Below are 11,049 nucleotides of genomic sequence, written 5' to 3' on the forward strand. Positions count from 1 at the left end.
GCGTCGACCTCAAGCGCGAACTCAACAGCCTGCTGACCCGCTATCCCGCTGAACTCAAGCGCACCCGCGAACAAATCCAGCAACGCGCTGACCTGGCCGCCCGCACCCGCCTGAAAATCAACGCCGTGCAGGAGGCCATTGCTGGCCTGGAACCGGTTGTGCGCGCACAGCATGGGGCAATCCAGGGCGAAGTGCGTGTGATGCAAGGGGTGATGATCGGCCTGATCCTACTGATCGCGCTGCTGATCGACACCCTGCAACGACGCTTGGCACGGGTGCTGACCAACCTGGCACCCGCCCTGTCGACCTGGGCCGAAGGTGACTTCAGCCGGTCGATTGCCTTGGGCAAGACCAACCGCGAACTCCACGATATCGAAGCCTCGCTGAACCGCCTGCGCGCTTACCTGGTGGACCTGGTCGGCACGATTCGCGGCAATGCCGAGGAAGTCGCGGGCAGCAGCCGCGCCCTCGCCGAACTGAGCAGCGGCCTGCACGACGGCGCCGAACGCCAGGCTGGGGACACGGCGCAGATCCGCGATTCGCTGGGTGAACTGGAAGCGACCATCCAGCAAGTCGCCGGCGATGCCAGCCAGGCCGCCGGCGCCAGCCGCAGCGCGGGCCAGGCGGTGGAGCAAGGCCAGCGTGTGATCGGCCTGAGCCTGACCGGGCTGCATGCCCTGGTGGGCGAAGTGCAGCAAAATGCGCAGATGATCGAAAAACTCGCCGAGGAATCGGCCACCATCGGCGGCGTGCTGACGGTGATCCGCTCGATTGCCGACCAGACCAACCTGCTGGCCCTCAACGCGGCCATCGAGGCAGCCCGCGCCGGTGAAGCCGGCCGTGGGTTTGCCGTGGTCGCCGACGAAGTCCGTTCCCTGGCCCAGCGCACCGCCGGCGCCACCGCAGAAATCCAGACCCTGATCGCCGGCCTGCAAAGCGCCGCCCACCAATCGGTACAAGGCATGCGCGCGCAGGTCGAACACGCCGAAGCTACCGCCCAGCAGGCCCAGGCCGCGGACGGCGCGCTGGATGAAATCGTCGGGGCCATCCAGACCATTTCCGAAACAGCCGTGCGCATCGCGGATGTGACGGCGCAGCAAAGTGGTGCCGTCAGTGAGATTCGCGACAACAGCGAACGGATTCACCAGTTGGGCGAGGATAATCTGCTGCGCATTGGCCAGGGCCGCAGCCAGGGCGAGCATTTGCTGGTGCTGGGTGGGCAGCTCAATACGGCGGTGCAGGCCTTCCGCGTCTGACCTGATCTATTGCCCCGTGGAGATCAAAAGGTGGGAGGGGACTTGCTCCCGATTGCGGGGTGTCAGCCACTGTATGTGTTGACTGATGCACCGCCCTCGGGAGCAAGCCCCCTCCCACATTGATCTCCACCGGATTCAACGCTGTCTCGCCAATGACCGGATCCCGACCCGTAGTCACAAATTTTGCGCAATCCTCGCTAATCGTGCCGCCTACTGCATAGAACTGGACAGTCACAAAGGCTTTGCGGCATAGTCGCCGAGTTCTGCCGTACCCACATCAATAACAAGGAACAGCCGATGGCGACCTTACTGGTTCTTCACGGACCCAACCTGAACCTGCTCGGCACCCGTGAACCGGGCGTCTACGGGGCAGTGACCCTCGATCAGATCAACCTCGATCTTGAACGCAGGGCGCGTGAAGCCGGCCACCATCTGCTCTACCTGCAAAGCAATGCCGAGTACGAATTGATTGATCGCATCCATGCCGCGCGCGGCGAAGGCGTGGACTTTATCCTGATCAATCCCGCCGCTTTTACACACACAAGCGTTGCATTACGTGACGCGTTGCTGGCGGTGAGCATCCCATTCATCGAAGTGCATTTGTCGAACGTGCACAAACGCGAACCTTTCCGCCATCACTCTTACTTCTCCGACGTAGCGGTAGGAGTGATCTGCGGCCTTGGCGCCAGCGGTTACCGACTGGCCCTGGAGGCCGCCCTGGAACAGCTTGAACAACCGGCCAAGCGCCCCTGACCGACCCTTGGGAGTTGATGATTCATGGATATCCGTAAAGTTAAGAAACTGATCGAACTGCTGGAAGAATCCGGTATCGACGAGCTGGAAATCAAGGAAGGCGAAGAGTCCGTACGGATCAGCCGTCACAGCAAGACCCCGGCCCAGCAGTTCTACGCGCCACAGATGCAAGCACCGGCGCCAGCCGCTGCTGCACCGGCCGCCGCACCTGCTGCTGCCGCACCTGCCGCCCCAGCCGCACCTGCGCTGAACGGCTTCGTGGTCAAGTCGCCAATGGTCGGTACGTTCTACCGCACCCCGGCACCGACCTCGCCAGCCTTCGTTGAAGTCGGCAAGACCGTGAAAGTGGGCGACACCATCTGCATCGTAGAAGCGATGAAAATGATGAACCACATCACGGCTGAAAAAGCCGGCGTCATCGAATCCATCCTGGTAGAAAACGGTCAGCCGGTTGAGTACGACCAGCCGCTGTTCACCATCGTTTGAACCGCGGAGCGCCTTCGATGTTGAAACCTGCGAAGAAACTGCAAAAAGTCCTGATCGCCAACCGCGGCGAGATCGCGCTGCGTATCCTGCGCGCCTGTAAGGAAGAGGGCATCAAGACCGTCGCTGTTTACTCGACGGCCGATACCGAATTGATGCACGTGAAACTGGCGGACGAAAGCATTTGCATCGGCCCGCCACTGGCCACGAACTCGTACCTGAAAGTCTCGAACATCATCGCGGCCGCGGAAGTGACCGGCGCTGATGGCATCCACCCAGGCTACGGCTTCCTCGCGGAAAACGCCGATTTCGCCGAACAGGTGGAAAAATCCGGGTTTGCCTTCATCGGCCCGAAAGCCGACACCATTCGCCTGATGGGCGACAAGGTCTCGGCCAAGGACGCCATGATCGCCGCCGGTGTACCCACCGTTCCTGGCTCCGACGGCCCACTGCCGGAAGACGAAGAAACCGCTCTGCGCATTGGTCGTGAAGTCGGCTACCCCGTGATCATCAAGGCCGCCGGTGGGGGTGGTGGTCGCGGCATGCGCGTGGTGCACAAGGAAGAAGACCTGATCGAAGCCGCCAAGCAGACCCGCTCCGAAGCGGGCGCCTGGTTCGGCAACCCGATGGTCTACCTGGAAAAATACCTGACCAACCCACGTCACGTGGAAGTCCAGGTACTGTCCGACGGCCAAGGCCACGCCATCCACCTGGGCGACCGCGATTGCTCGCTGCAACGTCGTCACCAGAAGGTACTGGAAGAAGCCCCGGCACCGGGCCTGGATGAAAAGGCTCGCCAGGAAGTGCTGGCACGCTGCGTCAAGGCGTGCATCGACATCAACTACCGTGGCGCCGGTACTTTCGAGTTCCTGTACGAGAACGGTCGTTTCTACTTCATCGAGATGAACACTCGCGTGCAGGTAGAGCACCCGGTGTCGGAGATGGTCACCGGTATCGACATCGTCAAGGAGATGCTCAGCATCGCCGCCGGCAACGTACTGTCCTTCACCCAGGACGACGTGAAGATGCACGGCCACTCCCTGGAGTGCCGCATCAACGCCGAAGACCCGAAAACCTTTATCCCGAGTCCAGGCCTGGTCAAGCATTTCCATGCACCGGGCGGCAACGGCGTTCGCGTCGATTCGCACCTGTACAGCGGCTACAAGGTTCCGTCCAACTACGACTCGCTGATCGGCAAGCTGATCACCTGGGGCGCCACCCGCGACGAGGCCATGGCCCGTATGCGTAACGCCCTGGACGAAATCGTGGTCGACGGCATCAAGACCAACATCCCGCTGCACCGGGACCTGGTTCGTGATGAAGGCTTCTGCGAGGGTGGTGTGAACATTCACTACCTGGAACACAAGCTGGCTAACCAGTAAGTGCTCCACTCAACAAAGCCGCCTTCGGGCGGCTTTGTTGTTTCTGCGGCACCGGCAATTACCTCTGTGGTGAGCGGGCTTGCCCCTCGCTGGGTGGCGAAGCCGCCCCAAAACCTGCCAACCCGTTTTAATTGGATAAATGCGGTGCCTGGATCAGGGAGGATTCGCCACCCAACGCGGGGCAAGCCCGCTCACTACAAAAAGCCTCGCTCGCCACAGCATCATGCTCTCGCGTAAACTTGCGCGCTTTCGCGACCCAGCAGTCGCACACTCATTTTTTCAAAGGTGCCCGCCATGCCTTGGCTGCAAGTCCGTCTCGCCATCAGCCCAGAACAAGCCGAAACCTACGAAGACGCTTTCCTTGAAGTCGGCGCTGTCTCGGTCACGTTCATGGACGCCGAAGACCAACCGATCTTCGAACCCGAACTCAACACCACCCCGCTCTGGTCGCACACCCATTTGCTGGCCCTGTTCGAAGACGGCACCGATGCCGCCGCCGTACTGGCCCATATGGAATTGCTCACCGGCGGCCCGCTGCCGGAGCATCACAGCGAAGTCATCGAAGACCAGGACTGGGAACGCAGCTGGATGGACAACTTCCAGCCGATGCGTTTCGGCCAGCGCCTGTGGATCGTGCCGAGCTGGCATGCCGCGCCTGAGCCGGACGCGGTCAACCTGCTGCTGGACCCGGGCCTGGCGTTCGGCACCGGCACCCACCCAACCACCGCGCTGTGCCTGGAATGGCTGGACGGCCAGGACCTGACCGACAGCCACGTGCTCGACTTCGGTTGCGGCTCGGGGATCCTGGCGATTGCCGCCTTGTTGCTGGGCGCCAAGGAAGCCGTGGGCACCGATATCGACGTGCAGGCGCTGGAAGCCTCGCGCGATAACGCCGGTCGCAACAACATCCCTGAAGGCAAATTCCCACTCTACCTGCCGGAGCAATTGCCCCAGGTGCAGGCCGACGTACTGGTCGCCAACATCCTCGCAGGACCGCTGGTGTCCTTGGCGCCGCAGTTGTCGAGCCTGGTCAAGCCGGGCGGCCGCCTGGCGCTGTCGGGCATCCTTGCCGAGCAAGGCGAAGACGTCGCTGCCGCCTACGCGAAGGATTTCGAGCTGGATCCGATCGCCAACCGCGATGGCTGGGTACGCATCAGCGGTCGTCGGCGCTAGAATGAGCGCTTGCCTGAATCGGATGGCCGCATGACCGACAGTTTCGTCACCCAGTGCCCGCATTGCCAATCGCGCTTTCGCGTCAACCACGCTCAATTGAGCGTGGCCCGTGGCGTGGTTCGCTGCGGCTCGTGCCTGCAAGTGTTCAATGCGGCTCGCCAGTTGCTGGAGCAGCGTGCTGCCGGCACACCGGCGCCTGAGCTGCCGGCTGCGGCTGAGCCAGAGCTGCCACGGGCTATCAGCCAAAAGCAGTGGACCGCCGAAGAGCTGGACCTGGACAACCTGGACCTGGACGAAGAACTGGCCAAGCTGGAACGTCGCGAGATTCAGCACACCCAGCCTGCCGGCGCAGAACGTCGCCAAGCGGGTACTGATCGTCGGCAAAAAGATGAGCCTCTCAGCGCCAGCCGCAACACCGTCAAGGCCGAAGAAGAAAAATGGGCTGCCAGCCTGTTCAGCGAACCGCCTGAAGAGCGCGTGCAAGCCACGCACATCGAACCCGAACCGACGAACGCACCTGCGACCAAGCAGCGCACCGAGCCGTCCATGTCGTTTCACACCGACGACCTCGACGATGAGCCACCCCTGCGCTCCACGCCAGACGATGACGACGTCGATCCACCGTTCACGCCATTGACCCAATCGGCCGATGACGTTGAACCCGAAGAACGCCCCAAACCCTCTCGCAAGCGCCCGCGCGCCGAAACGAGTGTGCACGACGACCAACTGTTGGATCTCGAAGACGATCCGCTGCACCTCTACGCGCAAAAGCGTCCGGCCAGCCTGGGCCGTCGCCTGATCTGGCTGTTGCTGGTGCTGATCGCCGCCGGCGGCCTCGCAGCCCAGTACATCGCCTACCAATTCGACGACCTGGCCCGCCAGGACGCCTACCGTCCGTGGTTCCAGCAACTGTGCCCCACACTGGGCTGTACGGTGCCGTCGCGGGTCGATATCGCCCATATCAAGAGCAGTAACCTGGTGGTACGCAGCCATCCGGACTTCGCCGGGGCGCTGGTGGTGGACGCCATCATCTATAACCGTGCGACATTCTCCCAGCCCTTCCCGCTGCTGGAGCTGCGCTTTGCCGACCTGAATGGCAGCCTGATTGCCAGTCGTCGCTTCAAACCCGCTGAATACCTCAGCGGCGAGTTGGCCGGTGTGAGCGAAATGCCATCGCAAACGCCGATCCATATCTCCCTGGATATCCTCGATCCGGGCAATAAAGCCGTGAATTACAGCCTGAGCTTTCACTCGCCCGAGTGAATCGGTTCACGCACCGAGGCTTGACGGCGAGTTATTGACTAAGCCCCGCGCGACCAAACCGGTAGCGATAAAGAAATAACTGTTCAGATTTTATCCAATTCAGCCTTTATCCAGTCATCGAGAGCGGGTATCATGCCAACCCTTTTTCGAACTCTAATGATCCGGCCCCACAACAGGGAAGTCCTATGTCGGCGGTACGCATCGGCCCATACACATTGCAGAACGGCTTGATTCTCGCCCCGATGGCGGGCGTCACCGACCAGCCCTTTCGTCAGCTGTGCAAGCGGTTGGGCGCGGGTCTAGTAGTCTCGGAAATGGTCACCAGCGACATGAGCTTGTGGAACACCCGCAAATCGCGGATGCGCATGATCCACGAAGGCGATCCCGAGCCCCGCTCGGTCCAGATCGCCGGTGGAGATGCACAGATGCTGGCGGATGCGGCCCGGGCCAACGTGGAGTTGGGGGCGCAGATCATCGACATCAACATGGGCTGCCCGGCCAAGAAGGTCTGCAACAAGGCCGCCGGTTCCGCGCTGTTGAAAGATGAGCAATTGGTTGCCGAGATCCTGCAGGCCGTTGTCGCCGCAGTCGATGTGCCGGTCACCCTGAAGATTCGCACCGGCTGGGACCGGGACAACAAGAACGGCCTGACGGTGGCGAAGATCGCCGAACAGGCAGGCATTACAGCGCTGGCGGTGCATGGCCGCACCCGCGCCGACCTTTACACCGGTGAAGCCGAGTACGACACCATCGCTGCGATCAAGCAGGCGGTGTCGATACCGGTGTTTGCCAATGGCGACATCGACTCCGCCGAGAAAGCCCGGCGCGTGCTGCACGCCACCGGTGCCGATGGTTTGTTGATTGGCCGGGCCGCCCAGGGGCGACCGTGGATTTTTCGTGAGATCGAGCATTTTCTGCGTACTGGCGACGTATTGCCGGCACCGGAGCTGATCGAGGTGGAACGTATTCTGCTAGAGCATTTGGCCGCCCTGCACGCTTTCTATGGAGACGTGATGGGAGTACGCATTGCCCGCAAGCATGTCGGCTGGTATCTCGCAACCTTGCCGGGCGCCAGGGAGTTTCGCGCCCACTTCAATCGTTTGGATGATACGGAAGCACAGTGCGCCAACGTTCGTGAGTTCTTCAGCGAGCGTTACAAGAGCCTGGGGACAGGGGACGGAGAGGGGGTGGCCGCATGACGATGATGACCGAGACTTTAGTGAGTGGAACAACACCCGTGAGCGACAACGTCAATTTGAAACAGCACCTCAACACGCCGAGCGAAGAAGGTCAGACCCTTCGCGGGAGTGTCGAGAAGGCGCTGCACAATTATTTCGCCCACCTTGAGGGCGCTTCCGTCACGGACGTGTACAACCTGGTGCTCTCCGAAGTCGAGGCGCCCTTGCTCGAAAGCGTGATGAACTACGTCAAGGGCAACCAGACCAAAGCCAGTGAGCTGCTGGGCCTCAACCGTGGCACCTTGCGCAAAAAGCTCAAACAATACGATTTGCTGTAAGCATTCAATCAAACCAGAAAGGCGCCCGCGTAAAACCGGTCGCCTTTTTTGCTGACTCCTTTGCTTTTGATGGAAATTGAAATGACCGACCAGACTACCCGCCTGCCGATCCGCCGCGCCTTGATCAGTGTTTCCGACAAGACCGGGATCCTCGAATTTGCCCGCGAGCTGGAAGCTCTGGGTGTGGAAATCCTCTCCACGGGCGGGACCTTCAAGCTGCTGCAGGACAACGGCGTGGCCGCAGTGGAAGTGGCGGACTACACCGGTTTCGCAGAAATGATGGACGGTCGGGTCAAGACCCTGCACCCGAAAATCCACGGCGGCATCCTCGGCCGTCGCGGGATCGACGATGCCATCATGACCGAACACGGCATCAAGCCGATCGACCTGGTGGCCGTCAACCTCTACCCGTTCGAAGCCACCATCAACAAGCCAGGCTGCGACCTGCCGACTGCCATTGAAAACATCGATATCGGCGGCCCGACCATGGTTCGCTCGGCCGCCAAGAACCATAAAGACGTGGCCATCGTGGTCAACGCCAGCGACTACGCCCAGGTGCTCGAAAGCCTGAAGGCCGGTGGCCTGACCTACGCCCAGCGTTTTGACCTGATGCTCAAGGCGTTCGAACACACCGCCGCCTACGACGGCATGATCGCCAACTACATGGGCACCGTGAACCAAGCCGCTGAAACCCTCAGCACCGAAGGCCGCAGCCAGTTCCCGCGCACCTTCAACAGCCAGTTCATCAAGGCCCAGGAAATGCGCTACGGCGAGAACCCGCATCAGAGCGCGGCGTTCTATGTGGAAGCCAAGCCTGCTGAAGTCGGCATCGCCACCGCGACCCAACTGCAAGGCAAGGAGCTGTCCTACAACAACGTGGCCGACACCGACGCCGCGCTGGAATGTGTGAAGAGCTTCGTCAAGCCGGCCTGCGTGATCGTCAAGCACGCCAACCCGTGCGGCGTGGCCGTGAGCCCGGACGCGGAAGGCGGCATTCGCCAAGCGTACGAACTGGCCTACGCCACCGATACCGAATCGGCTTTCGGCGGCATCATCGCCTTCAACCGTGAACTGGACGCCGAGACCGCCAAGGCGATCGTCGAGCGTCAGTTCGTTGAAGTGATCATTGCCCCAAGCGTCAGCGAAGAAGCCCGCGCCATCGTGGCGGCCAAAGCCAACGTGCGCCTGCTGGCCTGCGGCGAGTGGTCGGCTGACCGCGCCGCTGCCTGGGACTACAAGCGCGTCAACGGCGGCTTGCTGGTACAGAGCCGTGACATCGGCATGATCGGCAGCGAAGACCTGAAAGTGGTCACCCAGCGCGCCCCGACCGAGCAAGAGATCAACGACCTGATCTTCGCCTGGAAAGTGGCCAAGTACGTGAAGTCCAATGCCATCGTCTACGCCAAGAACCGCCAGACCATCGGTGTCGGCGCTGGCCAGATGAGCCGCGTGAACTCGGCGCGTATCGCCGCGATCAAGGCCGAACATGCCGGTTTGCAGGTGGTGGGTTCGGTGATGGCTTCCGACGCATTCTTCCCGTTCCGTGATGGCTTGGACAATGCCGCGAAAGCTGGCGTGACCGCCGTGATCCAACCGGGCGGCTCGATGCGTGATGCTGAAGTGATCGCCGCCGCTGATGAAGCCGGCATCGCCATGGTCTTCACCGGCATGCGTCACTTCCGTCACTGATCCAAATGTGGAAGGCGCTTTTTGTAGTGAGCGGGCTTGTCCCGCGCTGGGCTGCACAGCAGCCCCACTGGATTTCCAGTGAAACCGGCGGGGGACGCCCCCCTCACCACAACAACCCTCCCACATAAAGCGCTCCTGCAGCGCCTACAGAATTTGAGGTTTTTGAAATGAATGTTTTGATCATTGGCAGCGGTGGCCGTGAACACGCCCTGGCCTGGAAAGTTGCCCAGGACCCGCGCGTCCAGAAGGTTTTCGTCGCCCCCGGCAACGCCGGTACCGCCATTGAAGCCAAGTGCGAGAACGTCGCTATCGACGTGCTGGCCCTTGAGCAACTGGCAGATTTTGCTGAAAAGAACGTGTCCCTGACTATCGTCGGTCCGGAAGTGCCGCTGGTGGCTGGCGTCGTGGACCTGTTCCGCAGCCGCAACCTGGACTGCTTCGGCCCAACCGCCGGCGCAGCCCAGCTGGAAGGCTCCAAGGCGTTCACCAAGGATTTCCTGGCCCGCCACAAGATCCCGACGGCCGATTACCAGAACTTCACCGAGATCGAGCCGGCCCTGGCTTACCTGCGTGAAAAAGGTGCGCCGATCGTGATCAAGGCCGACGGCCTGGCCGCCGGTAAAGGCGTGATCGTCGCCATGACCCTGCAGGAAGCCGAAGACGCCGTACGCGACATGCTCGCCGGCAACGCTTTTGGTGACGCCGGTTCGCGCGTCGTGATCGAAGAGTTCCTCGACGGCGAAGAAGCCAGCTTCATCGTGATGGTCGACGGCAAGAACGTCTTGCCAATGGCCACCAGCCAGGACCACAAACGCGTCGGCGACGGCGACACTGGCCCGAACACCGGCGGCATGGGTGCCTACTCCCCTGCCCCGGTGGTCACCGCCGACGTGCACCAGCGCGTCATGGACCTGGTGATCTGGCCGACCGTGCGTGGTATGGCCGATGAAGGCAATGTCTACACCGGCTTCCTGTATGCCGGCCTGATGATCGACAAAGCCGGTAACCCGAAAGTCATCGAGTTCAACTGCCGCTTCGGCGATCCGGAAACCCAACCGGTGATGCTGCGTCTGCAATCGAGCCTGGTACTGCTGGTGGAAGCCGCCCTGGCCCAGGCCTTGGACAAGGTTGAAGCACAGTGGGACCCGCGTCCGAGCGTTGGCATTGTGCTGGCGGCCGGTGGTTACCCTGCCGACTACGCCAAGGGCGATGTGATTGAAGGCCTCGATGCGGCGGCGACCCTGGAAGGCAAAGTGTTCCACGCGGGCACCGCGCTCAAGGACGGTAAGGTCGTGACCGCCGGTGGCCGCGTGTTGTGCGCCACCGCCATGGGCGCCAGTGTCGACGCCGCGCAGCAACAGGCGTACACGTTGGCCGCGAAGATCGATTGGAACGGCTGCTTCTACCGCAAGGACATCGGCTACCGCGCCATCGCCCGTGAACGGGGCGAGAACAGCTAAGCAGCCGCCGTCAGTAGCTATCCGTTCGGCTAGGCAAGGGCCTCTGGCCCTTGCCGTATGCAGGCCTACCCGCG

General features: G+C 61.8%; 10 protein-coding genes. All 10 read left to right on the forward strand.

Annotation, left to right across the window (positions count from 1 at the left end; translation table 11 throughout):
* Positions 1-212 precede the first annotated feature (212 nt).
* The 10 genes from BM403_RS32490 (at position 213) to purD (ending at position 10,975) form a co-directional block, all read left to right on the forward strand.
* Positions 213-1,256 carry a methyl-accepting chemotaxis protein gene (locus BM403_RS32490; RefSeq protein ID WP_371914019.1) on the forward strand — a complete coding sequence of 348 codons (1,044 nt, stop codon included), beginning with the start codon at positions 213-215 and terminating at the stop codon, positions 1,254-1,256.
* 297 nt (positions 1,257-1,553) lie between these two features.
* Positions 1,554-2,009, forward strand: coding sequence for a type II 3-dehydroquinate dehydratase (gene aroQ / locus BM403_RS10765; protein ID WP_012721999.1), 456 nt, complete (start codon positions 1,554-1,556; stop codon positions 2,007-2,009).
* Positions 2,010-2,033: 24 nt separating this feature from the next.
* Positions 2,034-2,495: an acetyl-CoA carboxylase biotin carboxyl carrier protein gene (gene accB / locus BM403_RS10770; RefSeq protein ID WP_012721998.1), complete on the forward strand. Its 462-nt coding sequence runs from the start codon at positions 2,034-2,036 to the stop codon at positions 2,493-2,495.
* A 17-nt stretch (positions 2,496-2,512) separates the two neighbouring features.
* Positions 2,513-3,874, forward strand: coding sequence for an acetyl-CoA carboxylase biotin carboxylase subunit (gene accC / locus BM403_RS10775; RefSeq protein WP_046033970.1), 1,362 nt, complete (start codon positions 2,513-2,515; stop codon positions 3,872-3,874).
* A 294-nt stretch (positions 3,875-4,168) separates the two neighbouring features.
* Positions 4,169-5,047: a 50S ribosomal protein L11 methyltransferase gene (prmA, locus tag BM403_RS10780; RefSeq protein ID WP_010213491.1), complete on the forward strand. Its 879-nt coding sequence runs from the start codon at positions 4,169-4,171 to the stop codon at positions 5,045-5,047.
* 30 nt (positions 5,048-5,077) lie between these two features.
* A complete protein-coding gene (locus BM403_RS10785; RefSeq protein ID WP_093542763.1) occupies positions 5,078-6,310 on the forward strand; it encodes a DUF3426 domain-containing protein in 1,233 nt (410 codons plus the stop codon).
* A gap of 185 nt (positions 6,311-6,495) precedes the next feature.
* Positions 6,496-7,509, forward strand: coding sequence for a tRNA dihydrouridine synthase DusB (gene dusB, locus BM403_RS10790; RefSeq protein ID WP_012721995.1), 1,014 nt, complete (start codon positions 6,496-6,498; stop codon positions 7,507-7,509).
* Complete coding sequence (gene fis / locus BM403_RS10795) at positions 7,506-7,826, forward strand: DNA-binding transcriptional regulator Fis (protein WP_002555375.1); 321 nt, start codon at positions 7,506-7,508, stop codon at positions 7,824-7,826. The genes dusB and fis overlap by 4 nt, the downstream gene beginning before the upstream one ends.
* An 81-nt stretch (positions 7,827-7,907) precedes the next feature.
* Positions 7,908-9,515 (forward strand): bifunctional phosphoribosylaminoimidazolecarboxamide formyltransferase/IMP cyclohydrolase, encoded by a 1,608-nt coding sequence (purH, locus tag BM403_RS10800; RefSeq protein WP_064052022.1) that lies wholly within the window; start codon positions 7,908-7,910, stop codon positions 9,513-9,515.
* A 167-nt stretch (positions 9,516-9,682) separates the two neighbouring features.
* Positions 9,683-10,975, forward strand: a complete 1,293-nt coding sequence (gene purD / locus BM403_RS10805) for a phosphoribosylamine--glycine ligase (RefSeq protein ID WP_012721992.1) — start codon at positions 9,683-9,685, stop codon at positions 10,973-10,975.
* The last annotated feature ends 74 nt before the right edge of the window (positions 10,976-11,049 follow it).

Origin of the sequence: Pseudomonas sp. OV546, assembly GCF_900116845.1 — a bacterium.
Classification (GTDB): Bacteria; Pseudomonadota; Gammaproteobacteria; order Pseudomonadales; family Pseudomonadaceae; genus Aquipseudomonas; species Aquipseudomonas petroselini.

Excerpts from the sequence above, each read along its gene's own strand:
- BM403_RS32490 (WP_371914019.1), top strand. The coding sequence starts at position 213 with ATGATCGGCCTGATCCTACTGATCGCGCTGCTGATCGACACCCTGCAA.
- aroQ (WP_012721999.1), top strand. The coding sequence starts at position 1,554 with ATGGCGACCTTACTGGTTCTTCACGGACCCAACCTGAACCTGCTCGGC.
- accB (WP_012721998.1), top strand. The coding sequence starts at position 2,034 with ATGGATATCCGTAAAGTTAAGAAACTGATCGAACTGCTGGAAGAATCC.
- accC (WP_046033970.1), top strand. The coding sequence starts at position 2,513 with ATGTTGAAACCTGCGAAGAAACTGCAAAAAGTCCTGATCGCCAACCGC.
- prmA (WP_010213491.1), top strand. The coding sequence starts at position 4,169 with ATGCCTTGGCTGCAAGTCCGTCTCGCCATCAGCCCAGAACAAGCCGAA.
- BM403_RS10785 (WP_093542763.1), top strand. The coding sequence starts at position 5,078 with ATGACCGACAGTTTCGTCACCCAGTGCCCGCATTGCCAATCGCGCTTT.
- dusB (WP_012721995.1), top strand. The coding sequence starts at position 6,496 with ATGTCGGCGGTACGCATCGGCCCATACACATTGCAGAACGGCTTGATT.
- fis (WP_002555375.1), top strand. The coding sequence starts at position 7,506 with ATGACGATGATGACCGAGACTTTAGTGAGTGGAACAACACCCGTGAGC.
- purH (WP_064052022.1), top strand. The coding sequence starts at position 7,908 with ATGACCGACCAGACTACCCGCCTGCCGATCCGCCGCGCCTTGATCAGT.
- purD (WP_012721992.1), top strand. The coding sequence starts at position 9,683 with ATGAATGTTTTGATCATTGGCAGCGGTGGCCGTGAACACGCCCTGGCC.